At 46.0% G+C, this 25415-nt stretch carries 27 protein-coding genes; 5 read left to right on the top strand and 22 right to left on the bottom strand.

Features of this window, described 5'->3' with window-relative positions:
* The first annotated feature begins 14 nt into the window (after window positions 1-14).
* Together ACFQZE_RS12545 and ACFQZE_RS12550 are read left to right on the top strand one after the other, a co-directional pair.
* Window positions 15-1115 (top strand): GerAB/ArcD/ProY family transporter, encoded by a 1101-nt coding sequence (locus tag ACFQZE_RS12545; protein WP_379357350.1) that lies wholly within the window; start codon window positions 15-17, stop codon window positions 1113-1115.
* Window positions 1112-2212 carry a Ger(x)C family spore germination protein gene (locus tag ACFQZE_RS12550; RefSeq protein ID WP_379357352.1) on the top strand — a complete coding sequence of 367 codons (1101 nt, stop codon included), beginning with the start codon at window positions 1112-1114 and terminating at the stop codon, window positions 2210-2212. Before ACFQZE_RS12545 ends, ACFQZE_RS12550 begins: the two co-directional genes overlap by 4 nt.
* Window positions 2213-2235: 23 nt before the next feature.
* Here ACFQZE_RS12550 and ACFQZE_RS12555 read toward each other — a convergent pair whose 3' ends face one another.
* The gene (locus ACFQZE_RS12555; protein WP_379357354.1) at window positions 2236-3075 is read right to left on the bottom strand and encodes a DUF2935 domain-containing protein; all 840 of its coding nucleotides are present in this window, start codon (window positions 3073-3075) and stop codon (window positions 2236-2238) included.
* Window positions 3076-3266: 191 nt separating this feature from the next.
* Here ACFQZE_RS12555 and ACFQZE_RS12560 point away from each other — a divergent pair, with 191 nt between their 5' ends.
* Window positions 3267-6776, top strand: a complete 3510-nt coding sequence (locus ACFQZE_RS12560; protein ID WP_379357356.1) for an invasin domain 3-containing protein — start codon at window positions 3267-3269, stop codon at window positions 6774-6776.
* A gap of 251 nt (window positions 6777-7027) precedes the next feature.
* Here ACFQZE_RS12560 and ACFQZE_RS12565 read toward each other — a convergent pair whose 3' ends face one another.
* From ACFQZE_RS12565 to ACFQZE_RS12640, 16 genes are all read right to left on the bottom strand, one after another.
* A complete protein-coding gene (locus tag ACFQZE_RS12565) occupies window positions 7028-7684 on the bottom strand; it encodes an N-acetylmuramoyl-L-alanine amidase (protein WP_379357358.1) in 657 nt (218 codons plus the stop codon).
* Between the two features lie 2 nt (window positions 7685-7686).
* Window positions 7687-8100, bottom strand: a complete 414-nt coding sequence (locus ACFQZE_RS12570) for a phage holin family protein (RefSeq protein WP_379357360.1) — start codon at window positions 8098-8100, stop codon at window positions 7687-7689.
* A 384-nt stretch (window positions 8101-8484) separates the two neighbouring features.
* A complete protein-coding gene (locus ACFQZE_RS12575; RefSeq protein WP_379357362.1) occupies window positions 8485-9762 on the bottom strand; it encodes a hypothetical protein in 1278 nt (425 codons plus the stop codon).
* The gene (locus ACFQZE_RS12580) at window positions 9762-10289 is read right to left on the bottom strand and encodes a putative phage tail protein (protein WP_379357364.1); all 528 of its coding nucleotides are present in this window, start codon (window positions 10287-10289) and stop codon (window positions 9762-9764) included. The genes ACFQZE_RS12575 and ACFQZE_RS12580 overlap by 1 nt, the downstream gene beginning before the upstream one ends.
* Window positions 10282-11364, bottom strand: a complete 1083-nt coding sequence (locus ACFQZE_RS12585) for a baseplate J/gp47 family protein (protein WP_379357366.1) — start codon at window positions 11362-11364, stop codon at window positions 10282-10284. Before ACFQZE_RS12585 ends, ACFQZE_RS12580 begins: the two co-directional genes overlap by 8 nt.
* Window positions 11365-11787 carry a DUF2634 domain-containing protein gene (locus ACFQZE_RS12590; RefSeq protein WP_379357368.1) on the bottom strand — a complete coding sequence of 141 codons (423 nt, stop codon included), beginning with the start codon at window positions 11785-11787 and terminating at the stop codon, window positions 11365-11367.
* A 3-nt stretch (window positions 11788-11790) separates the two neighbouring features.
* Window positions 11791-12030, bottom strand: a complete 240-nt coding sequence (locus tag ACFQZE_RS12595; RefSeq protein ID WP_379357370.1) for a DUF2577 family protein — start codon at window positions 12028-12030, stop codon at window positions 11791-11793.
* Entirely contained in the window at window positions 12030-12980 is a 951-nt protein-coding gene (locus ACFQZE_RS12600; RefSeq protein ID WP_379357372.1) for an XkdQ/YqbQ family protein, read from the bottom strand. The genes ACFQZE_RS12595 and ACFQZE_RS12600 overlap by 1 nt, the downstream gene beginning before the upstream one ends.
* Window positions 12977-13639, bottom strand: a complete 663-nt coding sequence (locus ACFQZE_RS12605; RefSeq protein WP_379357374.1) for a LysM peptidoglycan-binding domain-containing protein — start codon at window positions 13637-13639, stop codon at window positions 12977-12979. Before ACFQZE_RS12605 ends, ACFQZE_RS12600 begins: the two co-directional genes overlap by 4 nt.
* Window positions 13640-13651: 12 nt before the next feature.
* Window positions 13652-15541 carry a tape measure protein gene (locus tag ACFQZE_RS12610; RefSeq protein WP_379357376.1) on the bottom strand — a complete coding sequence of 630 codons (1890 nt, stop codon included), beginning with the start codon at window positions 15539-15541 and terminating at the stop codon, window positions 13652-13654.
* A gap of 135 nt (window positions 15542-15676) precedes the next feature.
* Window positions 15677-16084: a phage tail assembly chaperone gene (locus tag ACFQZE_RS12615; RefSeq protein ID WP_379357378.1), complete on the bottom strand. Its 408-nt coding sequence runs from the start codon at window positions 16082-16084 to the stop codon at window positions 15677-15679.
* A gap of 24 nt (window positions 16085-16108) precedes the next feature.
* Window positions 16109-16573, bottom strand: coding sequence for a phage tail tube protein (locus ACFQZE_RS12620; protein ID WP_379357380.1), 465 nt, complete (start codon window positions 16571-16573; stop codon window positions 16109-16111).
* Window positions 16574-16587: 14 nt separating this feature from the next.
* Window positions 16588-17916, bottom strand: a complete 1329-nt coding sequence (locus ACFQZE_RS12625; RefSeq protein WP_379357382.1) for a phage tail sheath family protein — start codon at window positions 17914-17916, stop codon at window positions 16588-16590.
* 4 nt (window positions 17917-17920) lie between these two features.
* Window positions 17921-18121: a hypothetical protein gene (locus tag ACFQZE_RS12630; protein ID WP_379357384.1), complete on the bottom strand. Its 201-nt coding sequence runs from the start codon at window positions 18119-18121 to the stop codon at window positions 17921-17923.
* On the bottom strand, window positions 18118-18540 hold the full coding sequence (locus ACFQZE_RS12635; RefSeq protein WP_379357386.1) for a phage tail terminator family protein: 423 nt from the start codon (window positions 18538-18540) through the stop codon (window positions 18118-18120). Before ACFQZE_RS12635 ends, ACFQZE_RS12630 begins: the two co-directional genes overlap by 4 nt.
* Before the next feature lie 286 nt (window positions 18541-18826).
* Window positions 18827-19432: an ECF-type sigma factor gene (locus ACFQZE_RS12640; RefSeq protein WP_379357388.1), complete on the bottom strand. Its 606-nt coding sequence runs from the start codon at window positions 19430-19432 to the stop codon at window positions 18827-18829.
* Between the two features lie 283 nt (window positions 19433-19715).
* Here ACFQZE_RS12640 and ACFQZE_RS12645 point away from each other — a divergent pair, with 283 nt between their 5' ends.
* Together ACFQZE_RS12645 and ACFQZE_RS12650 are read left to right on the top strand one after the other, a co-directional pair.
* Window positions 19716-20123 carry a helix-turn-helix domain-containing protein gene (locus ACFQZE_RS12645; RefSeq protein WP_379357390.1) on the top strand — a complete coding sequence of 136 codons (408 nt, stop codon included), beginning with the start codon at window positions 19716-19718 and terminating at the stop codon, window positions 20121-20123.
* Window positions 20124-20137: 14 nt separating this feature from the next.
* Window positions 20138-20548: an ImmA/IrrE family metallo-endopeptidase gene (locus ACFQZE_RS12650; protein ID WP_379357392.1), complete on the top strand. Its 411-nt coding sequence runs from the start codon at window positions 20138-20140 to the stop codon at window positions 20546-20548.
* A 101-nt stretch (window positions 20549-20649) separates the two neighbouring features.
* On the opposite strand, the gene ACFQZE_RS12655 is transcribed toward ACFQZE_RS12650, so the two are convergent.
* The 5 genes from ACFQZE_RS12655 to ACFQZE_RS12675 form a co-directional block, all read right to left on the bottom strand.
* Window positions 20650-21027 (bottom strand): hypothetical protein, encoded by a 378-nt coding sequence (locus ACFQZE_RS12655; RefSeq protein WP_379357394.1) that lies wholly within the window; start codon window positions 21025-21027, stop codon window positions 20650-20652.
* A gap of 461 nt (window positions 21028-21488) precedes the next feature.
* Entirely contained in the window at window positions 21489-23117 is a 1629-nt protein-coding gene (groL, locus tag ACFQZE_RS12660) for a chaperonin GroEL (RefSeq protein WP_379357396.1), read from the bottom strand.
* Window positions 23118-23166: 49 nt separating this feature from the next.
* Entirely contained in the window at window positions 23167-23448 is a 282-nt protein-coding gene (groES, locus tag ACFQZE_RS12665) for a co-chaperone GroES (protein WP_379357398.1), read from the bottom strand.
* 166 nt (window positions 23449-23614) lie between these two features.
* Complete coding sequence (locus ACFQZE_RS12670) at window positions 23615-24205, bottom strand: TetR family transcriptional regulator (RefSeq protein ID WP_379357400.1); 591 nt, start codon at window positions 24203-24205, stop codon at window positions 23615-23617.
* Between the two features lie 33 nt (window positions 24206-24238).
* Complete coding sequence (locus tag ACFQZE_RS12675) at window positions 24239-25402, bottom strand: YhgE/Pip domain-containing protein (protein ID WP_379357402.1); 1164 nt, start codon at window positions 25400-25402, stop codon at window positions 24239-24241.
* Window positions 25403-25415: the final 13 nt, after the last annotated feature.

Raw genomic sequence — 25415 nt, forward strand, 5'->3', positions numbered from 1 at the left:
CAGAGGTGAACACAATGGCCGTTCCACGAAGCCAGCAGCTTAGCTTCAGGCAGTTTGTATTGTATATATACAAAACGCAAATCGGAATCGGCATATTGACTTTGCCGCGGGATCTTGCCGATTTGGCCGGGACCGACGGTTGGTTGTCGCTAATTATCGGCTGGCTGGTCACTTTGACTGCCAGTTTTTTAATCATTCAAATTATGAAAAAAAATCCCGATATGACTCTCTACGACTTATTGCCCCATCTATTTGGAAAATGGATGGGCAAGTCTATTTCGCTCGTATGGATCGGCTATACCGGATTGACCGCCGGCTACATCCTCTTCTCATCCATCTTCATCATTCAAACATGGATCATGCGCAATACGAGCCACATCATTCTAATCGCGGCATTCCTACTGCCTATCTATATGATTGCCAGAAGTCGTTTTCAAGTACAGGGGCGCTATGCGGAGTTTGTTTATATCTCCACTATATGGATGCCGCCTTTTCTTCTATTTTCACTTAATGAAGCCCATCTCCTGAACTTGCTTCCTATTCTTAAAGAAGGAATTATGCCTATTCTGAAAGCTGTCCGTGTCACCTTAACGTCTTTTCTCGGCTTTGAGCTTGTCTTTTTTCTCTATCCGTTTCTCAAGGATAAGTCGAAAGCCTTTTCCGGGGTGGTCATTGCCAGCTCGCTTTCCCTGTTTCTTTATTTAGTCGTTGTCTTCATTTCTTTCGCTTATTTCAGCGAAGGCGAACTTCACTTTTATCTTTGGCCTACTCTGCAACTGCTTAAGTCCGTTGCCTTGCCATTTGTTGAACGGTTCGAGATTGTATTTCTGGCATTCTATTTGCTTATTTTATCTCAATCGGTTATTCCGTACCTCTACTTCTCGTCAGTCGGCATCTCACATTGGACGGGCCTGAACGATCATACAAGACCGCTAATCGGACTTGTTGCTCTGTATATAATCGCTTCATTTTTTATTGAGCCCACCTTCGAAAACTTGACGATGGGAGCCAACTGGTACAGTCAAGCGGCCGTCTTTTTAGGGATGCTGTTTCCCGTTCTTCTTTTGGCGTACATGAGTACGGTTAATGCTTTTAAAAGGGGGAGGCGATCTTGAAGCAGTTGTTACTTCTTTTTCTTGTCCTCCCCACCCTGTTGCTTGCAGGATGCTCGGATCGCATGGAGCTCGACCAAAGCTCTATTGTAACGATTACAGGAATCGATTTAGACGAGTCCGCTCATTTAACGATTCAAAACATGGTTTTAGTTTTTAACGAAGACGCTAAGTCAAAAGAATTGCTGCTGGACGCCAAAAGCAGTTCTTTGCGGAAGTCTAGATTGGTCACCCAATCGAAGAGCAACGGCAATATGATGATCGGCAAGCTTCAACTTATTTTGGTCAGCAAAAAATTGTTGAAGAAAATGGATCTTTTCCCGCAGCTTGATGTAGCTTACCGTGATGCAAAAGTGTCCAACAGCGCAATAATAGCGACATGCGATTGCTCAATCGTCAGGCTGTTATCCACGAAATTAGACGCCCATCCGATTTTGACTGAATTTATTAGAAGTTTAATTGTGTCTGGACACAACTCGGATATAACTGTTGAAACGACGATGCAGAAGTTTCATTATTTCCGTTTTGAAAAAGGCATCAACGCTTATATTTCCGAAATCAAGCTGGATAATAACGAAATCAGCATCGCAGGCACTGCTCTCCTGAAAAACGACAGGAAATATGCGACTCTTTTGAACAAAGCGGAAAGCACGTTGCTGCTCATTTTGCAAAAGGATTTTAAAGCACCCGCTATTTACAGCACAAACCTCACTATCGATGGGGAGAAAATGGTCATGAGCTCCGATATTATTAAAGCAAGTCCCAAAATTAAAACGGCGTTTGCCGATGACCGGTTTCAATTTAACATTGACCTGCCCATTGACCTGCAAATTACGGAGCTGACAGACGATGCAGACGCAGTTAACGATAGAGTAAAAATAGAGCAGCTCGTAAAGGAGCAAGTGGACAAGGAACTGAGCGCCCTTATCCGCAAGCTCCAAAAAAATAAAACCGATCCGATTGGTTTAGGTTTATACGCCAGAGCCTTTCAATATAAGCATTGGAAAAACGTACAGGACGACTGGAGCCAAGCTTTCTCCGAGGCTGAAATTACCATCGTTCCGAAAGTGACCATTAAACGGTATGGGGTCATCAAATAATGGGTGTATAAGAGTATGAGATATTATGATTCCAGAGGGAAAGAAGGTTTCGTGAGAGGGCAGTTGTCCAGCTTATGGATGGAAGGTTCAAACTGTTTAAGCTTGCGGATAAAATAACAGGTTTCGGGAAGATGATGCTCCAAAAACCGCAGCGTCGCTCTGGATAAGATGCTTGATTCTTGGAACAGCTCTATGATCTTTAGAACCATTTGATAAAACTGCGCCGTTGTTTCCGACACCGCCCTCGCAAGCTGCATTTGCACCGCGAATCCGGGGGTTATGAAGCGCAAATACCCTTTAATGGCATCGTTTTTCAGCATATGGGCTTGAAAAGCTTTCGCATAAGAGTCCGCTTGTTCGGAATAGCCGATCTCTACAGGATCAAGCACATTTTGCAGCAGTACAGCGTGTCCGAGCTGATCCTCCAGCCACAAATCTAGCAAATCCATGAGTGATAGAGGAACGGGCTGCCTGCCATGTATGTAATATTGGAGAAGACGCAAATATTCTTGATTTTCATTTAACGTCCCGTTTAAGTAGGAGGGGGTTAAGTTCAGGTTTATTTCATTTAAAATGCGAAGCCTCTGCGCCTCTCCTTCGAATCGGTAATAGCCTAGCGCAACGGGGTATATCGCTTGAGATATCTCTTTCATTTCCGGCGATTGCACGTTTAGTAGAGGATTTAATTGCGAGAGTCTGTTTCTTAAACCGCGGAAAGCTTCAATATATTGCCCGGCTGCATGAACCCATTTCTCCTCTGTCGGGGAAAGAAAGTCATGCATAAAATGAGCGTGGTCTTCTAAAATTTCAAGCCAGAAGCTATGCTCCTGGAACGGGGTTAGGTCCTCTTTTGCATCCAACATCGCGCACCTCCTTCAATGCTTGTAATATCGTATGAACCATTGCGGCGAATCATACCTGCAGGAAGCGGTAGGGGCTGACCATTGTCAATAGCGATGTGGTATAATGAGGAAAAATGGGGGGATAAAAAATTTTACTCATACATAAGCAAAAATGGACTTCTACTCTATTAATTTTCTTCATGCTGTTTGGAATGTTCGGAGGCTTTGCGCACGCCTCTAATCCGGCTGTACCGGATCAGCAGCAGCTTACAGGTACCGGAAACTCTTGGGTTAATGCTGACTATTCCAGATACCAAACCTTTACTCCGGCAATTAGCGGAACTCTTGATAGGTTCGAACTGAATTTAGCCGGCAGTTATGGTACAACCGGAGCCATGATACTTAAGCTCTACAAGGAAAGCAATTTGGGCGCGCCTCTCGCTACGTTGCAAGTTCCTTCCTTCGGAGATGGCTGGGTATCAGCCGACTTCTCTGGGTTGTCGGTCTATCTTAAAAGAAACAACATGTACCGGATGGTCCTTTCCACTGAATTCGGAGGTTCGGCTGGATTCGGATGGTATATGTCTGGCGGAAATCCTTATCCTGGCGGCTCCTCTCCTGCTACCGGCTATGACTTTGCCTTCAGAACCTACATGGTTGCCGATCAGGGCTTGTCCATAGATGAAAGCGGAATCAGCGTCGACCAAGCCAGTCTCCTCGCTGATGGAACCAGCCAAACAACTATTCGAGTGAAGCTCAGAAACGCGCAGGGCAGCGATTGGACGACTGGCGGCCATACCGTTGCTATCGCGGCGACCGCAGGAACTATTGGACCTGTAACCGATAACAATGACGGTACCTACTCAGCTACACTGACAGCTCCCTTAGCGACAGGCACTGCTACAGTCAGAGCGACGGTTGACGGCACGAGTCTCGCCTCAACGGCTTCTGTTCAGTTTGTACCCGGCGCTCCTTCACCCGCAAACAGCACCATACAAACGGGGGTTGGGACACTTACAGCGAACGGCACAAGTCAAACCAGCATAATCATCAGGCTAAAAGATGCGAGTGGAAACGCTTTGACTACAGGAGGCTCAACAGTAACGATCGCCTCTACGCTCGGTAACGTAGGCGCTGTGACGGACAACAACAACGGGACGTATTCGGCGGTACTGACCTCCTCAGTCACGGCAGGTACAGCAACGGTCAGTGCCAAGGTCGGAGGAATCCCCCTGACATCGACGACAAACGTGCAATTTGTGCCGGGCTCAGCTTCTGCAGCGTCGAGCACGATCACGGCAGCTCATGCATCGCTCACTGCAGACGGTACTAGCCACACTACCGTCACCGTGACGCTAAAAGACGCCCAAGGTAACCTTGTGACCGCTGGGGGTGTTAACGTCAACATCGCCGCCACGCTTGGTACTATCGGTGCAGTGAGGAACAATAATAATGGAACCTATTCGGCGGCATTGACGACCTCAACGACAATCGGCACCGCTTCCGTAAGCGCAAGTGTTGACGGAACGCCGCTTTCAGCAACGGTAAGCGTACAGTTTGTTGCAGGCGCAGTTGATGCGGTACAATCCACCGTGTCCGCTAGCAGCTTGGTCGTGCGAGCAGATGGCAGCAGTTCCGCGCAGATCCAAGTCAAACTAATGGATGCTTATGGCCACCCGCTGTCAGGCAAACGTGTGCTGCTCGCAGCGAGCGGCGGCGACTCTATCATTAGCGGCGTAAATGGCGGCGTATCGGATGTTAACGGCGTTGCATCCTTCACCGTTAGTAACACGGCGGCGGAGAATGTCACTTATTCCGCGACCGAGGAAGCAAGCGGCACTCTTCTTAACGAGACGGTGAGCATAAGGTTCGCCTACGACCAGCCTCCGGATATCGGACTACATATTAGTCCGGAGACACCGACCTTTGACAGCGTTACCGTCACGGTTACGGCAACTGTATATGGCGCTTCGAATAGTGTGGCTATCGTCAAATGGGCTGAGGGAAACCAGTCGCCTAGTTATTTCGACACGCAAGGTGAAACCATCGCCAACCAATTTACCATTGAGGAAAATGGCATTTATTCGATCTATGTCACAGACACGGCAGGCAATGCCAACGTTCGTCAGTTAGAAATCGATAACATTATGCCTCGGAGCGGAGACGCCAATCTGAACAGTTGGGTGCTTAACGGGCAAGGAGGAGCGGCTTCGTTAGCCTTCCAGCCGGGAACTGACAACTATTCGATCGGGGTTGAGAATGCCGTACATGGGTTAACTATGACGTTGGCTCCTTCCAACTCCTATGCCACCGTTTATGTGAACAATACGCAAGTCGTTGCTGGATCGCCGACTGCGGCCTATTCTCTTGTCGTCGGAGCTAACACCTTCAACATTACGGTCATCGCGCAGAACGGGGTGCGCAAAACTTACACCCTGCAAGTAAACCGGGCTGCCATCTCCGGTTACGAACCTTCTCCAACCGTTGGCATCCAAATCAACGGACGCGAGCTGCCGGGACTAGGCAAGCTGACAACGGATGGGAACGGTGTGCCGAGCATCGATGTTTTGCTGAACAAAGAAACGATTAGCAAGGTTGTCGACCCGCTGATAGGTACAACAGACACTGTACTGACCGTCGCTGTAAAAAAATCGGCTAACCGAGTTGATCTCCGTCTGACAGGCGAGGCTATCAACATGTTGGCCGACAAAGCGGTTATCGTGCTGTTGCAGACTTCTTACGGCCAGTATCGGCTTCCAGTGGCGGAGCTGATGAAGCAGTTGCCAGTTGATAGTTTGACCAGCGCTGCCGAAGCTCGGATCACTATCCAGCACCGTGAACAGAAGGACTTTCCCGGTCTGCTGGATGCAGCCAAACGGGACAGCTTCCTGTTGGCTTCTCAACCACTGGAGTTTAACGTCAGCATAACGGAAAAAGGTATTAGCAAAACGGTGAACCGGTTTGACCAATATATCGAACGCGTCATTTATTTGCCGGAAGATGCGGTTGGCAGCGTCTCAACTGTCGCCATTTGGGATGAAATGACCGGCCTGCGTCCGGTGCCGACTGTTTTCAGGCAAGTGGACGGCCGTCCTGCCGCGGTTATCCATAGTTTGACCAACAGCACTTATGTCCCGATTATGAAAACAGCCGACCTAACTGACCTGCAAGGGCATTGGGCCGCTACAGAAATTCAGGACATGAACCGCCGGATGATCGTAAACGGCCTGCAAAACGGCCGATTCGTTCCAGAAGAGACCATCACCCGCGCTGAGCTGGCCGCTCTGCTTGCCCGAGCGCTCGGTCTGCCTATCGCAAACACTGCCGATTCGTCCGGTTTCCGCGATGTGAGCGCAGCAAGCTGGTATGCTGGTGCGGTTGCAGCCGTGCATGCCTATGGCATTATGGACGGCGTACAGGCAGGAAGATTTGCACCAGAACAACATGTGTCCCGCCAGGAGGCGGTTGTTGCTCTTGTCCGAGCGATGAAGTTTGCTCCAGCGGTTATAGCGTCCAGCCCTACGGACGAACAGAAGCTCTTGTCGTCTTACAACGATCATGCGCAAATTGGCAGTTGGGCAAAAGACTCCATTGCCGCTGCAATCCAATTAGGCCTCATCCAAGGATATGGCGATGAATTGCGGCCGCAGCAAGCATTGACGCGCGCTGAGGCAGCAGTGCTGCTTTATCGCATGTTAGGCAAAGCCGAATTGATCGGCTAAAAGGTACCGCGTGGAGAAATAAACATTAAGTCGATTCGATCCTATAAATGAGGAAAGAGACTGGAAACCTTTAATAAGCTCCTCTCTAAGTAGACAGGTTTATCATTTAAACCAACTACTTAGAGGGGAGTATTTTTATGATAGTGACAATAAGGAATATTTAATGTTAGAGAAATTGGATTTTTAGAGGAAATGCAAGCGTTGAAGGCGCTTGTAAGCAAAACGCTTGCGAATACGATGTTAGTGTGGGGTTAATTTAAATGAGTTAGATGAACTGTTTTATGATGACTTTCCCAACTGACCTCAGTGCCTAAAGCTTCGGCAACAGCACGCAAGGGGAGCCAGGTCACGCCATCTCTAAGCTCGCCTCTAGCTTTTATGAGTTCGCCATTTACTTTTATATGGACTCCCTTGTCATTAAGCTTGTCCTCTACTCGCTTTATGAAGAGCTGCCAACCTGCCCAACTACCGCTGTCGTACATCAGTCTCGGGCACAGCTTACGAGTCCAGTCATAATGTCTGCGCAGCCGATCAACGCCCCAACTTCTTTCACGGAGCAGCTTTGCGACCAAATCTACAGCGTTATCTAACGTTTTGGCATAATTTCCGCTTTCGCACAATTCAATATGGATGGATGCCCGATTGCCCGGTCCGCTCGCGCCGTCCCCTGCTGCCCATGCATTTTCGTTAAGCGGCAAACATTCTATTGCTTCATGTTCATCTATGACGATATGATAGGACGCCGTGCGATTGTTGCTAGAATTAGTTAGCCAATCCCGTTCATTGCGAGCTGTGCTTTTAGGGTTGCCCGTGTTGTGTAATGTAATCGTTGTTGCGTTTAAGGGATGAGCGGGGCGACGATTGTTCGGTGTCGTTTTAGGAATATGACTGACGTTGTAGTTGTCCATTTCTATTTGCCTCCTGATCTCCCTTTTAACACCTCGACTGCCTGCTTAATAACAGGGGGAATAGGCGCGCCCAGTTTTCCGCCGTTTTCAAGGATAGACAGCAGTTCATTGGCCAAGTAGAAATAAATAATGGCGTCTCGAATTAGTGTGTTCTCATTGCCGAGGGTTACATCTACAATATGACCCAATGCAACCACTACAAAAATAAACATTTTACGAGCAATTCCTTTGAGCCCAGCTCCGCTGGACAGCTTTCCCTGCACAGCAGCAGCCGCTATACCCGTAATATAATCAAAAGCAACAAATGCTACGAGTGCAATGATCAATGCATCCCACCCCCCGTATAAAAAAGTAATAGCTGCCCCGAGGGCAGCTATTGTTGATTTAGTCGCTGTTTCCAATTGTTGCACCTCCATTCAATAAGAGCCTCACCTTTATGGTAAAGCTCTTCATTACTCTTAATGCTTTAAGATGTAATTTCAACTATAGATTATTATCAGTGCTGAATGTCGTATTAATGGTGTTTAATAACTCATGAATTGTAGAGAAGATATGAAACCCCCTCTCCACAAAATAAAACTGTCTATGCAGAGTTTCCTCCTAATAGAAGGTTATTAATGGTAAACTGTATGACAGTAACTTGCTGTTCGAGTTGTGCAGCCTTAACTGTAAGTGGTTGCTGGAAGTTAGGCTGTTGTCCTTGTACGTTAGGATCGGGATACGAAAAAAGGACTTGTTGTATGCTTGGGTCAACACGATACCTAGTACACTGTCCAAAGTCCTCTGAAATTTGTCCCTCCTTACCCTATTGCTGTCCAACTAAAATTTGAGTTTGCGACGTAAACAGGGAGTTTAAAACCGTTCGTCGGTTGAGCAAAATCTCCTGAAGCTTGACCAAATAGAGCCATCGGATAAGGTGTACTGTATCCCCAAAGATGGTTACACAACGGACTGGATGAATGAAAGGAAAAGCCGGCTACATATACTGCAAAATAGCTATAATTCACTGCTTGTTCAAAACTTACGATCACTATTTGCGGCTGAAAATTTAAACCTGTTACGGTTAAGTGATTTGCTGTGACAGACGAAGAAGGCGTCACGATAGTTTGGGTAGTAGTACTGGAAGTAGCCGTCCCGCTCGCCTGATACTTTGGCATAAGCGTTCCAGCAAGTCCAAAAAGGTTTGTATCATTGCGTATGTTAGCCGCAATAAAATCCGCATCTGTTAGCGTAACAAAATCATTTACACCGTCACGGTAGCCTTCAGACGCCCTCAAGCGCAAAGTTGTACCGTTGACTGCACTCGATACCGCTGCCGTGTCTCCGGCCCGATCAACCATCGCCCCTGTTTGATCCCCAGCATCATTACTAAATGTAAAACCGCTCAGTACGTTTGCAGGTTGAGCGGTGCCCGACCCTCCTTCACCCTGTAAGATAAAAACCGATCCGTCAAAAACCAAGGTATACACAGAATTTTGTTTCAAATTACCGGAAGCTAATGTACTACCCGTTGATTTTAAGATTGATTTTTTGCCCAAATCATTAACATTGATTGTTGCCGCTCCCGTGTTGCTGAGGTGCATCTTAATCGTAATTCTGGTGCCTGCTTTCAAATTCGGATAGGCCGGTACAAATGTTGCCAAATAATCCGTTCCTGTGCCTGTAGTAATAACAAAAGGCGGAGATTGAATTTCTGCTAGCCGGGCCATGTCGTTAGCATCCACCGGAACCGTCACTTTAGCGCGGCCGTTAGCATCTCGCGTTATTAACCGCCCTGCCACAGCTTCTGACGTTGCATTACTTACAATGCTTGCTGTATTTTTGTGTTCATTCACATCGGTCTGCAAGCTTTGCGCTTTATTATGCAGTTCCGTAACCGCGCCCGCCACGTCTTTCGCCGTAGTTGGCACAGCCACCATATTGCCCAGTGTCTGCTCTACCGCATCCACTTTGTTGACTTTATCCGCATTGCGTTTCAGCTCCGCATCGACGACGCCAAAGTTGTGATTAAAATCTTCAACATTATAAAAATCATTTACTCCCGGCTGTTTAAGCCCGTAATTTGGCGTATTAGCCATCAGATCACCTCATTTTTTAGATCATTGTGTGTTTTCAGCGCAAGCTGACCATGTGTTCGGTTCGATAACTTGCCATGTTGGTTATACATAATGCTAATCCTGTAAACTAAATTTGCCGGAAGGGATCGCTTTACGAGCGCAACGACATCGTCGAAGGCGTATTTTGAAGTTAAGGCGAGCTTAATGGACACGGTATACGTCTCGCTATCGACTTGCAAAGTAAATCCGCCTTTGCCGCATAACGTTTCGAGTTGTGCAAACAACGTACGCTTCGTAATTGGAATTTGGTCGATGATTCGAGAAATGATACGAAACCTTCTGGAATCCATATGATCCGCCGCTTTTCCTGCGATCCCTAATATGTTCTCCCACCGTTTAATGCCAACCTCATCTAGCGTAAAAACCGAAAAGTTTCGCGACATAGCGTTAACGCCATCGGTTAAACCGTCTATTTCCGGCTGTTCCGCTTCTGCAATGGCCCTAAACTCTCTAATGTCATGCAAATAGTCCGGCCAATAGTTAAGCATTGTGGGTCACCGTCCCAAGCAACGGAATTTCCATAGCCGTTAACGTTACATTTTGCGCTAATCCATTAACCGTCGTTCCGCCGATATCTACTACGCCATGCACAGCAAGCACTTTAGCTTCAATCTGACTGAGCCGAACGGTAATCGTGTCCGCATCTGCCCATTTCTGAATCAATTCGGACAAATAGGATTGAATGGCCGCCGTAACGTTTGTTCTAATCCCTTCCCACGCATAACCGGATTCGAACGTTAGTTTGAACGCTACTTGAAGCTGGACTCCTGTTACTCCGGCCACTGTAACCGCATGTCCGATAGGAGACCATCCTTTGCCGTTTCCGCTAAAGCCCATTGGGTCCATTTCTTGCTGTACGGAAGCAATTAAAGTAGGGGTGGGCACGCCCCCTTCGCTATCGGTCATAACCAGTTGAACTGTTCCGCCTCCCGCCCAAGCAGGGAATACTTTGCAGGAGCCAACGCCTTGAATGTTTTCTGTCTTTTTCCGATAGTCCGAAACGTTGCCGCCAAACGTCTCCGCCTGCAAGGATTCGAAATATCGCTGCCTAAGCGAATCATCCGATTCCTCGTCTTCACCATAAATAAGGACATCGGCCATCGTTGCGCTAGCAAGCCCATTCAAGTCATCAATCGGAAATAAAATGCCCGCATACTTGTTCCCCATGTCTCCTGTCTGCTCCGCTTGCAGCTTGTATTCACCAGGCCCAATTCGTTCAGTCACCACATAATTTAAGCTGCCGCCAGAAAAACGGGAGCCGATTGGAACGTCAAAGCCACTCCCATTGCTTGCAGTAAATATCCCTTTGCGAATAGCGGCAGTAGCTAGAAACCGGAAAACGCTGCGCTCTTTTGCTTTATTCGTTAAATCGATGCCCGCAGCCGTATCCGGAAAAGCCCGATCCAGCTCCCCCGACAATACGGAATAAAGGATCGCCATTTCTGCGGCCGCTGGAGCAAGCGCGGTATAAATAACAGAGCCTTCCCTCTTATCCAGATCGTCGGGCACTTTGTCCAAACAACGCTCCAATATACTCTCAAACGTCATTGCTGAAAAATCCACTTATACATTCACCTCCGATGTGATCAAAATGTTTCCGAAAATAGAAACAGCGGTGAAGCTCACCGCTGCCGTCCGCTTATCTATCAGTTCTACTTTAAAATGTTCAATCGCAGTTATTCGCGCATCCGCAGTTAATGCCTCTGTCATTACACGCTCAAGCTCGCTTTCCATAACCGCATAGTTTCTTCCCATCACTTGTTTCAGTTCCACGCCATAATCGAAGCTATAGATAAGATGGTCGAATCGTTCCGTGCGCAAAATCATATAAATCGCTTGTTCCATTGCGTCGTGTTCATCAATAAAACCGATAATTCTACCTCGTTCAAAGTCGATATGGAACGTCCGCGTTGGTTGCTGCTCGGCAGACTCAACGGCCATAGTGTCGCCTATCTGGAACCGATCATTAGAAGTGTCTGGAATCATACGCTACAACCTCCCTACGAGTAGAAATTGTTGCCCTCCAGCATTACGAATTAATACGACTTTATCCCCTACGGCAACTACGGCATCCCTCAATCGGATAATGAAATCATCATCAATGAAGAAACGGTTGTCGACCATAATTTGGAGAGGCGTGAGCCCTTTGACCTCTCCGAACATAATCGTTGCAGGTGAAGAGGCGCCGTTTGCTAGTGCGGCAATTTTTTTTATTTTTTCGCTAATCATCACATCACCATCATTTTCAGACTCATTGTTTGGTCTACCAAATTGTGCGAGCATTCATCGATAACATACCAACCGCTCACACCGACATCTTTAAGCTCAACAAACACAGCTCTGCCGGCTCTGACATTGAGGTTGGACACCCCATTTACACTCAAACTTATGTCCGGCCTATTCTTAAGAGACAATAAATTATCAGCAAGCTGCTCGGCCTGGGCTTCGTTTAATCCGTCCTTCAGTTCTTCATAATGTTGCAAGATGCCCCATCGTTTCTGGTTATCGCTGTCTTGAACGACATAAACATCCCGCATGCCCGTTTCCTCGTTTTTTCGGACGAGTTTAATTTTGTTCGCTGTCTCTCCATCAATACTGCTGCTATAATCAAAATCCGTCATTAAGCTATTGTCGCCTACAATTAAATTAAGCAGAGTCGAGGTCATATTGGATATGGACAATTTACCGAAATCATCCCATAAATAAAACATCTTCCCGCCGTAAACCAACGTTTTGTCCAGCGCTTTTAGAATAATGTCCAGCAGCGTCTGACCATCCTCCATCGTAAGAGGAATGACATATTCCGTATTTTCGAGCTTTCCTGTTTTCATTTTAAAATCGGCTGCGATTTTCGAAACGATCTCGTCCGCTCGCTTGTTTTTGAAGCTGTACGTATCCTTATTTTTGAGATACCGGATTTGATCGTAGGCTGTACATTTCATTGTTCCGTCGCCATTGTTGGAATGTTTAAAAATATAGCCGTAAAACAACCCGTTTGACCCAACCTTAAGCGAAACAATGCCGCCATGATCAATGACAACTTCTGAATCATAGAGAACGGAAAGCTCGAGCGCTGCGGGTGAACCGACTCGCGCCGTTTTCCATTCCGCCGAGGTGACAAGCGTCGTAATATCATGTGCCATCCCTGTATTGATGTTCTGATAATAGATTTCCATCATAGCGTCAACACCTGACTAGGATAAATCGTATATTTGGGCACATTTTTACCCTTGTTGCGATCGTCAATGGTCTTTTTATTTTTGGCGTATAACTCCGGATATCGATTGCCCGCTCCATAATATTTTTTGCTAATGGCCCATAAGCAATCTCCCCTGACTACGGTGTGCGATTTCGGAACAGTTGGCTTCCCTGGACGCTCGGCGGAATCTTTAAAGGCTTTATTGTCGCCCTTCAGCTTTAGCCGCCTGGCCGAGTAGTCCTTGTATTCCTTAAAGGATATTGTGTAATAAATATCGCCAACTTCTCCAGCACGCTCTTCATAGTCAAAAGCTTCAATACTGACCGCCATATTAAAGGACAAATGGGCTCCAACCAGCAACAACCGGGCAGGCTTTAGCGTATCCCGGTAATTTTGTATCGCATTGACGTATTCCTTGGGCTTTAATACTTTGGCGCCCGTTACGTAAGGGTGGTTCATGACAGGAAAAAAGGACTCAAAAGAAATGTCTTTGAGTCCTTTCTTATTTAATACATTTATTTCACCCAGTTGCAGTACGGATTTCGTTTCATTATGCCCGCCTGCGCTCACTTCAAGCTTTTCGGGCAGTACGGGAAACTCTAACTCGGTGGCATCCAGTAACAAATACAATTGATACAATTTTTTCACCCCCTACGCATACACACCTTCTGCGGCTATTGCAAACTCTTCTTCAAGCTTACGCTCCAGTGCATCAAGCATCATTTTTTCATCCGCACCGTTATTGATCGTGGCTTGCATGACAGCAGTCGGGGTCAACGTAACAAAGTTTTGGACGTACCTCATCTCCGCTACATCCTTCATCATTTTTAAATCTTCTTCGGCAATGCTCACTTCTCCGCCATTGACGTGGCCGACTTCGTTTACTTTATTCACATTGGCAGCCATAACTGGAACTGTTGGGGCCGCACTTCCCAGAGCCGTACCTCCGGCTTGGCTTTTTGCCCCTGCCGCTGCTTGCTGCTGTTTAATTTTATTCATTCGCGCATTTGCATCATTTAATAAATCACTTTTCATCGTAGCCAGCGCAGCGTCGCGTGCTTTCTTATCCGCTTGTTTATCGCTTATAAAATTAGCCAATTTTGCGTTGCGGGCTGCTTTTTCCGCCTGGTTTTGAAGCTGCGCATTGGTACCAAAGGAAACGTGAGCGATCGTATTGATTGAAACTCCTGGAATCTGATTTAGAACCCCAATAAAACGGTTAATAATATCAATCGCTCCATTAACCATTCCTTGTAAAATCATTAAGGTGCCCGCACTCATATCTCCAGCTAAATTTTGAATAGCGGTTACGACAGTCATCCATCCCATTTGCAACCTATCGAATAAGTTGATTATCCAGAAGATTCCCGTAGTTAGACCAAGCATAACGAAGTCAAATGCGGTCATTAAAGCATGAGTAACCAGCGCCCAAGCAATCTTTAATCCCCCGACGGATTGAATCCACTTGTATATAGCGCCAACAATAACCCCGATTACTAATGCAACCCAAAATAAAGGATTTTTTAATAATGTAATAAAAAATGCTTTAGCCGCACCTGTTGCAATCCATGTTACAGCACTCATAACAGCTAACCCTGCTCCAAATACAAGAACTGCTGCAGCGAGTCCATAAAAGATAGGCGCAACGGAAGACCAATTATCTTTGATCCACCCAGCTAGAGAAGCAATCCACTCTATAACCGGGCTAAATGTAGTTATTAAGTAGTTTGCAATTTGATTTCCTAGCTGAGCAAACGTTAACGGCATTTGCTTGTATTTATCGCTGATTTCCTTCTCGGCTGCAAACATCGCTTTTTTGATCATATCTGCGGTAATCCCAGCGTTAGCAGCCATTTTTTTTATTTCTCCGGAACTTTTGCCTAACATATTTTCCAAAGCTCTGGCTACCAATGGTGCATCTTGCATGATAGCTCCTATTCCTATATTATCTGGCCTGCCCGCTGCCATAGCTTGAATAACCGCTTCCATCCCTTTTTTTTGCTGCTCAGGGGTTGCTGCCATAATACCAAATGACTTGTTGACCAGCTCGCTGAACTTTAACATTTCATCGTTGTTAGCAAACTGTTCCTTGGCAAGCAATCCAAGATCTGCGACGGAATTAACGACATCTAAATAGGGAATTCCAAGCTCTTGTGCGGAATCATATAATTTTTTTTGCAACTCTTCCAGAGAATGAAATTGATCTTTAATTAAAGCTAACTTAGCATGAGCATTCGTATAAGCATCAACAAACTGTGTGCCAACGACTACGGCCGCAGCTGCACTTGCCGCTGCTGAAATGACTTCCTCTACCTTTTCCCAAGCTTTTTTAACTTTAGAGGCTTGTGTTACCGCATTACTTGCGGTCGATTGCTGGGTCACATTTAAGCTTTGAAAGGCGGCACGTTGAATCTCAATGCTTTGGGTAGCTTGATTAATTTTAATCGTTAAACGATCGTACATAGCCATTGTACTTGTTATATTCACATCCCCACCCCCCTCACTTTCCTTTTTTCGACTTCGCCATTTGTTTCTTCTCATTTTCAATCTGCTCCGATATGCTCGCATAGATGAATGCGCGGACATGAACCGGTTTAGCCATTAAATCGTCGGGGCTCATTTTCAAACGGTGCAGGGCGTAGTGAGCATAGTTAGCCTCACCATCGCCCTGCTTAATTAGTTTTTTGCTTCTTCCACTAATTCGTTCATATCCGTGCTGTAGCCGTTAATTTCCTGAACCCGTTGCACAAGCTCCGAATATTGGCCTGGGTTTAGCAGCTTATCGATCAAAGCTTCCGCTCCCACTACGCCAAACTTCGCCTGCAGCTCTGCATTTTTGAAGGATGGGTCCACAGAGCAAGCAATGAGCAAACGGTTGGAATAAAGATCCACATCGGTTTCCACATCTTTTTGATGCGTCTTTTTGTTGAACGTTACTTTTTGACAGCTTTTACGAATTTCTTTGTTCTCCGCCTCGGAGATGGAACGAATAACAAACGGAGCTGGAAACGGCTTAATATGCACCTCCGTTTGCACCTCTGTCTCCACCGTATTATTTAGCAAAAAATCTTGTAAACTACCCATCGTATAATCGCTCCTCTTTGTTTATTAGCCGATAATTTTTTTGAACGGAGTGGAAATGTTAAAGTCTTCAAAAGTAAACTCGATTTCCTCATCCAGCGGATCGTCGCTATCGCCGTCAAGCTTTGTCAAAATCGTGGAGTTAAGATTCACTCCCATCAAATGAACCACTTGTTTGCCCGCCGCGCTCGCTCCATCTTCATTTTCTACAACCATATCAAAGTAAACGTCTCTGCCTTTATTTTTAAAGTCTTGCAGCATAGAGCGGAAAAGCGGCGTCATGTAATAGATTGTCATGCTTCCCGTGCCCGACAGCCCTGTTGTTTTGTGGCCCGTCATCCGTTTGCCGATCGATTTGATTTCGGATTTCGCTTTTTCAACCGTTGCTTCGATTGTTTTGGCAAAAAATAGCTCCTCATTGTTCCCGTTAATTTTAACGAACGCTCTTCCTTCTTTACCGCTGATCGTATCCTGCGAATGTAGTCTAGTCATTTGTTATATCCCCCTTATGCTACTTGTACAGTCATGTACAGTTTTTCCATGCTATCGTTAGGCGTCAGCGCACATTCCACAATGACATCCCGTTTGCCCAGACCTTGAGAAATGGTGATGTCTTCACTATCAAAGCTGCTGATCGCTCCAATGTTCTCATATTGCATAGCCAGCGAAACAAGATCCGCTTTGAACAATTGGCGGCTTGTATCATTGTTAGTTGCAATACCTGTATAGGAAGCTCCGAAAATACGGGCGACATCGTTGCCCCAGCCGTCCATCACACGAATGACACGATTGCTTGTCCAATCCGGCGACTTGCCATTGCCGAACGTCACTAAGCTATTCATATCCGAAAGCACTCTAGCTTGGCCGGAATCGCCATAGAATACAAATTCGCCGGCTTTAACCGCCGCTTCATACTGGCTTCTCGTATATTTAATGTCCGTATCCACCGCGCCATCGTAAGCGACATTCGTCAAACTTTCATTAATAGCGGCTGCTGCAGATGCGCCAACAACCCAGGCTACCGCCTTGTCGCCAGAAATCGTAGTTCCATCTGCCAGCACGACGCCGTTTTTCAAATTAATGATGCCTTCGTGATCGGCCGGTTGATTATGAAGGACGCATACGACCTTCTTGCCTTCATCGTCGCGCAGTCGTTTCGTAAAGGATACGAGCAGCGATTTAATGGCTGGGTCTGTTCCCGGATAACCGATAGCATTAAAGTTCTCCACTTCAACTGCATTTAAGTAAGCAGCGTAAGTCAAACCATCTGCCGTCCCATTTGCGCCTCCTTCAAGAGTGATAGCCGCGGAAGCGGATAGTGTGCCTGTTCCAAATTGAACAAAGTCGTTCGCGACTAGCTCGGCGGCTGCACTTACCGTTTGGGTATCAACTAATTGTTGCTCCATATAAGTCAACACATCGAACCCGCCAGCCGTATTGTTAAGCACCGCCACTTTAATGTCGTTGCCGCGAATACCGCTATGTTTCGCAGTGACCATAACACCGCCAGCAATGCCGCCAATGGATTTAGACGCTGCTGTCCCACCTTTATTTACACGGTATAGGAGCAGTTGTTCAGCACGTTTCAAACATTCGCGAACGAGCAATAGCTCAGGAGCTGTAGCGGAATACCCAAGCAGAGGCAGCGCTTGTTTGTTAAACTCCGCCGCATCGATTTTGATCAGCTTATCTTCCGCGCCCCAGTTCAGGGATAGAGGCAATGTAGCAATCCCTCGTGCTCCAGAGGAAACTGCGCCGCCCTTAGAAACAAAATTAATGTACGCTCCCGGCAACACTTTATTGTGCAAGTTAAAAGAACCACCCGTAATCGGCATAAAATTACACCTTCCTATTCATAAAATGAGTTACTTGTTGTTTAGCTTCGGTTAATGTATATTGCTTATCTTCGTCTAGCAAACTATCGAGTACATCTCGGCTACATTCTGTGTGCAAATAATTTAACAACTGCCATTTAAAAAAAGAAGGCTCTGATGACATAGCCTCACCAGCACCTTCAGTTTGTTTTCGTATAGCTGTCACGCTTTTATCCCCCCCGAGGCTTGCAGGCTGCCCATCAAATCATTAGCTTTTGGCGCGACATATTCAACCTGATTTATAGTAAACACATAACGAAATGCCATGTCTTCCCCTCTGGTTGCATTTGCATTCGTTAGGTTTATCATCTTGTCGCCTATGCTCAACGATTCAAATGCGCTGTACATTCCTTCAGCCCAATTGTAAAAGTTCAATTGGTTCTTATCGGTTTGAACATAAACAATTTCAAAGCTGTAGGATCGATGGCGCCGACGATCCAGCCCTTTGACATGCGACTGTTTTGTACATTGTACAAAGTAGACGTTATTCGCATTCGCTGGCAGTTCATCAACATAAATGGGTCGTTCGGGGTAAAGGGCTCTAAGCTGATCCGCAACAGATTGAACAATTTCATGAACTGTCACTCTACAACCCCCGCTCGCAATCGTATTGTCAAACGATAAATTAGAATCTCAATTTCGCTGCTTTAATAACTATTGAATAACTTATGTGGTTACATTTTCGTTGGATCTTTATTGTTTTTGTTCCTCATTTGCTCACCCCTCATCCTATAAACAAAAAGCCGTCCATGATGGTGGACGACTTTTGCTTATCTCTATTTCGTTTGACAATACCATAATATCATGTCAAATGAGGCCTTTTGGTAACTCCGTTGTCACTCGTTTGTCTCCCATATGTAACAACTTCATTTTAACCCGCAAGCCTCACATATTCCGATATCGCTTTACGAGCCCAGCGGTGATACGTCTGCCTAACCACTCCAAGCTTTCTAGCCGCCAATTCTGTCGTATCCCCATCTAAATAACGAAAGCGCAACAATTGTGCGAATTCTGGCTTATACTGCTCAAGCGCTTCTAATACATGATCAATATCTTGAAGTTCTGCTTGTAACTGCTGCAACTCAGCAAGCCGATCCAATACGGCGTCCAAATCGCTTCGTACATCATAACCTCTTGCCGCTACTACTTTTTGAACTTTTGAACGAAGCTCGGACAACAATTTATTGTCTTTCGCATCTTTTCCTTGAGTCGGAATGGCTTTAAGCTGGCTTCTGACCCCCGCAGGGTAATGGTCCAAATATTGGTGTGCCGTTTGCTCTAATCGTTGCTCATGCTTAGTCAAATAGTTGTGGCTAGACATCCCTCGCAATTGACGATGAAGGTCTTGCAAATGATCCTCTTGATTAAGTCTGGACACGGTAATGCCTCCACCTACACTATATGTGCTGAGTACTTGCAACCTCGCTTGCAGCTGCTTGTAACCCCTTAATTGTTCGATAGCTTCTTGTTCATTCATATTTGTATTCCCCCTATTAAAGTAGTATTTTGAATCCGATAAACTAGAAATAGCAGTAGCCTTATAGTCATTATTTATTACCTTATGGTAATAATATAAGCAACTAGTTCCAAAAGGTAAACCCCAATTTCCCCCGTGCATGGCTATGAAATTCATTGATTTCTATCGTTTTTTTATCGCATTTCTATCGTTTATCGTATTTTCACGTTTGATTAATCTTCCTTTACCTTTTGGTTATAAAAGTGTATATTCGTTACCAAGAGGAAAAGGAAGGTGTTATCCCATGCCAAATTTCGGACCATATTTAAAAAACGTTCGTGAAAGCAAACCAATGAGCATTAATCAGCTTGCTGCACTTTCCGGTGTGAGTGCCCCCCAAATTTCGAGAGTGGAAACGGGAACTAGAGGAGTGCCTAAACCCGACACCATAAGAAAATTGGCAGATGCGTTGAACGTTTCATACGAAGGAATGATGGAAGCGGCAGGTTATTTTTCCGAAGAGAAAAGTTCTCCTGACTGGGCGAGCAGCAAGGATAAAAGGGATTTTAAAAAAATGCTTGAGGAAGACGGAGAAATTATGTTTGATGGCATACCGATAAGCGGGGATGATAAAGAAAAAATCAAAAAAATTATGGAAGCAATGTTCTGGGACGCGAAAAAGCAGAACAAACGGAAACCAATTGGCAAATAGCTTGGAGGAATGGAATGGATAATCTCATCAAAAAGTTAATTCGTCAGCATAGAACGAACTGTCCGTTCACCATTGCAAGTAACCTTGATATTAACATTTGGTTTGAAGATTTGGGGGAGCATACGCGAGGCTTTTATTATAGAAAATTAAGAAGAAGATATATCGCCATTCATAGTGAGCTATCGGATGAGTGGAAACGGTTTATTTGCGCTCACGAGCTTGCGCATGATCGTCTTCATCCCGGTTTAAGCCGATTTTTTTTAGATGAGCAGTCTTTTTTTAACCCTGGAAAATTAGAAAGACAAGCGAATAAATTCGCTGTCAAGCTTCTTACTTCTAACGATCAATTGCTCGTCGGCGAAAAAGTGTCTGATCTGCTTATTCGCAATAACGTTCCGAAGGATATGCATAAGTTTTATTATTAGATGAGAATAAGAAAGAGGCAACGCAAAAGTTCAGTGAACGAATGCGTTGCCTCTTTTTCACTTCCATGTGACCATAACCGAGCAGTACTGCTTGTCCGTGATCAGTCGTAATAAATAAAGTTCGAAGCTTTATCTGTATGAGTCTTCTTTTTAATGAAAAGTTCAGCTTGATTGCCACCATCAACAAATCCTCTAACATTGAATACTGCACTCTGACCAGCGCAGAGAGTGGCCGATCCTACTTTGTCGTTTGGATCATAAGGATCATATTCCCAAAGTTCAAAGGTTACACATCTTGTATTCCATTTATCAGCCGATACCTTATAGTCACCACCGCCGGAATCGTAGACACTACCATACGTGTAAACCGTCTCTTCGCCAAGATAATCCCATACCCCATTTGCTGATACAGGTGTGGCAGAAGTCATAGCAAAAACAAGAGCCACTGGTAAAATAAATCTTTTAAATCTATTCATCATTACACCTCCTTCCCTTTGAGGATATTTTAAGTCATATTAGAATAATTTGGAATGAAAAATGCTCTTGATTAAAGAATTCTAATTTCCTCCTTAATAGAATTGATCGCTAAAATGTTATTTATTAGGGAAGAAGTGGAGAGCAATTCTATATTGCATAAAGAAAGAAAACGGATTCGAAAGATAGTTAATTTAAGATATCGAAAATACTGAAAAGGCCGATCCAGCATGTGCTGGATCGGCTTTTTGCAAGCAAACTTATATAGGGTAATTATAAAGATTATAATTTCAGTCGGTTAAAGTAAAAATTGGTTTTTATGTAACAATTGTTTATATATTTCTCTAATGAAACGGTATCGTACTTGGAATCCCATGAAAATACGTGATTTCATGTGATTTAAAATAGAAAACGGGCTCTCGAAAGAGCCCGTCTCCCTTTATACTATTGGTTTTTTTAAACCTTATTACATCATTCCGCCCATACCGCCCATGCCGCCCATGTCAGGCAAACCCGGCTTGTTTGGTTCTGGCTTGTCAGCAACAACCGCTTCAGTAGTCAAGAACATAGCCGCTACGGAAGCTGCGTTTTGCAGAGCGGAACGAGTTACTTTAGCAGGGTCAACGATGCCCGCTTCGAACATGTTTACCCACTCGCCGGAAGCTGCGTTGTAGCCTACGCCTACTGGCTCGTTTTTCAGACGCTCAACGATGACGGAGCCTTCTTGGCCAGCGTTAGCCGCGATTGTGCGGATAGGCTCTTCCAAGGAACGAAGAACGATGTTTACGCCCGTTTGCTCGTCGCCGTCAGCTTGAACAGCTGCAACTGCCGCATAAACGTTGATTAGAGCTGTACCGCCACCGGATACGATGCCTTCTTCAACCGCAGCGCGAGTGGAGTTCAGAGCGTCTTCGATACGAAGCTTGCGCTCTTTCAGTTCCGTTTCAGTAGCTGCGCCAACTTTAATAACCGCTACGCCGCCAGCCAGTTTAGCCAGACGCTCTTGCAGTTTTTCTTTATCGAAATCGGAAGTCGTTTCTTCCAATTGAGCTTTGATTTGGTTAACACGCGCTTGGATGTCAGCGGAGTTGCCTGCGCCGTCCACAACGATTGTGTTTTCTTTTGTAATGCGCACTTGACGAGCGGAACCAAGCTGATCCACAGTTGTGGATTTCAGTTCAAGGCCAAGCTCCTCCGTTACGACTTGACCGCCTGTAAGAGCGGCGATGTCTTGCAGCATCGCTTTGCGGCGGTCGCCAAAGCCAGGAGCTTTAACCGCAACGCAAGTGAACGTGCCGCGCAGCTTGTTCACGACCAAAGTCGCTTGAGCTTCGCCTTCAACGTCCTCAGCAATGATCAGAAGCTGTTTGCCGGATTGAACCACTTTCTCAAGCACAGGCAAAATCTCTTGAATGTTGGAAATCTTTTTGTCTGTGATCAAAATGTAAGGGTTGTCGAGAACCGCTTCCATCTTGTCTGTGTCCGTAATCATGTACGGAGAGATGTAGCCGCGGTCGAACTGCATGCCTTCAACCACTTCAAGCTCCGTGTTGAAGCCTTTGGACTCCTCAACCGTAATAACGCCGTCATTGCCGACTTTCTCCATCGCTTCTGCGATCAATTGGCCTACTTCCTCGTCAGCGGAGGAGATGGAAGCTACTTGAGCGATCGATTGTTTGCCTTCGATTGGCTTGGAAATAGCTTTCAGTTCTTCAACTGCAGCTTTAACCGCCTTCTCGATGCCTTTGCGGATAACCATTGGGTTAGCGCCCGCTGTAACGTTTTTCAGACCTTCGCGGATCATCGCTTGAGCCAGTACAGTCGCCGTAGTTGTACCGTCGCCTGCTACGTCGTTTGTTTTTGTTGCTACTTCTTTAACAAGCTGAGCGCCCATGTTTTCGAACGCATCTTCCAGCTCGATTTCTTTTGCAATGGATACACCGTCATTTGTAATGAGCGGGCTTCCGAATTTTTTCTCCAGAACGACGTTGCGTCCTTTAGGTCCAAGCGTAACTTTCACCGCATTTGCCAAAGCGTCTACCCCGCGCAGCATCGAGCGGCGAGCGTCTTCGCTAAATTTGATTTCTTTAGCCATGATCAATGACCTCCTAAAATTTTAATGGTATTAAATATGTGTGCGCGAATTAACCAAAAATCGCGTGAATGTCGCTTTCTTTCATGATCAAATATTCTTTGCCTTCGTATTTGATTTCTGTTCCCGCATATTTGGAGAATAGAACGCGATCGCCTTCTTTTACTTCCAATGCTACGCGAACGCCGTCTTTCAGCGCGCCGCTGCCAACAGCCACTACTTTGCCTTCTTGTGGCTTTTCCTTAGCCGTATCCGGCAGCACGATGCCGCTCGCAGTTGTTTCTTCCTTCGCGATTGGTTCGATCAATACGCGTTCACCCAAAGGTTTAATCATTGAAAATAGCCTCCTTCTAAAATTGTCGCTTATTGTCTTATTTCGTTAGCACTCATAAGCGTATAGTGCTAACAACCATTTTTATCATACTTTTTTTTGCGATTGATTTCAAGTGCCTGACTAAAGAAAACCGGGCGCGTCCGCACGCTCCCGGCTTTTTGCCACTCTATTCCCCCGTATATTGAAGACCGCCCAAAATAAAATCGGTCAAATCCTGAATCATCGTATCCGGGTCGATCCCCTCTCCGTCCATAAGCACCATCCAGTACGGCTGATTGCGAGGCGTTAGAAGCGTACCCGTTATTGACATAAATGCGGTATCCATAGACCGGAACCGGTAATAACCTTGTTCCCTGCCTTCCGCAAGCCACTTTCTTAACAACTGCCATAGCGGCATAGCATGTTTTCGAATATGCTCCAAGCGGGCAGAATTGTTCATAATAATCTCCTGCTGAATAATGTTGACCAGCTCCGGATTGGAAATACGGAACAAAGTAACCTCCCGTATAATCATCCTCAAGCCTTCTACCGGATGCATACCGGTATCGATAGCAGCCAGTTCACCATTGGGAAAAAAAGCTTCCAGCAACGCGGTAAATAAGCTTTCCTTGCCCCCGAAATGATATGATACAAGAGCCACATTCGCTCCCGCCTCCTCGCAAATTTGTCGTACGGTCGTGCCGTCGAATCCTTGCGCGGCAAACAGCTTTTTGGCGGCGAGCAAAATTCTGAGCTTCACATCTTGTTCTTCCGTCACAGCTTGCCTCCTTTCCGACGGCTTGTCGCCGTTCTAATTTTCTTTATGCCGGGCTATCGAAACTTGCGGCTGCTGATGGGGCTGGCCCTTTGCGAGCACGGCTGCCGCACTGACTATAATGGCCGTCGCTCCAATGAGCATTAGAGCGAACGCATCCGAGGTGATTTCCGGCCCGCCGAACAAAATGTTCATGTTGCCGTCCACCGCATAAGTAGCCGGCAGCAGCGCACTCAGCTCCGTATAGAAATTAGACAGCAGCTCTCGCGGTACGATGGCCCCTGAGGAAACGAGCTGCGCGGAAAGCAGCACGATATTAAAGAGCATGCCTGCAATCCCAAACAAATAAAGGAACATTTGAGATACAAACATAAACGTCAGCAGAAATAGAAATTGAAAGCCCCACAGTGTCAAAAAGCCCTGCTCCACTTGCCCGCCAAGGCTAACAAGCAGCGTCGAGCCGACCAAAGAAACAAGCAGGGCAGCAGTTGTATTAATGATCGCCCTCGCTGAAAATCTTCTCCATTTTCCCACTTGGGATGCTATAGCAATGGAGGACTGCTCCAAATTCATCCCCATAATCATAGCTCCGACATAAGAAGCGAGCACCATCATCATAGGCACCATTTGGTTGTTCATGCCTTCGACTGCGTTTGAAGCTTGTAGGTTTGATGTAACTCTCTCCGACAATCCTATGGAAGCGGCCTCCGCCTGCTCTACCGGTACACTTGCCACAGCCAGCGTTTTTTGAATGCCCGCAGCGACAGCTTGTTTATTGACCTCCGCCGTAATTTGCGAGGCAGCTACGCTCATCATGCTTTTGATTAAAGCGGGATTCGATTCATTAATGTAGTAAACGATTTGTGCTTGCCCCGCTGCATCGGCCGCCTTCTGGCTAAAGTCGGCAGGTATATGAACGACCATTTGCAAATGGCGGTTGTTCAGCTCCGTTTTGGCAGCTTCCAGCGTCCCCGATTCCGTCATGTCAAACGGCAGATGATGAAGCAGATTTGCGGCAATTGCGCTTCCCATCGCTTTGTCCTCGTTCACGACCGCAATCCGCAACTGATCGGTACGGTCCGTCACTCCATTATAGCCTGTCATCCAAATAACCGAAAAAATGATTTGAAACATGAATGCCGTTGTAATGCCTACCCATGTCGTCGGTCTTTTCAAAAACGACTGCACAGCGGATCTCATCCTCAACACTCCC

It is taken from the genome of Paenibacillus sp. GCM10027627 (assembly GCF_042675505.1).
Taxonomy (GTDB): domain Bacteria; phylum Bacillota; class Bacilli; order Paenibacillales; family Paenibacillaceae; genus Pristimantibacillus.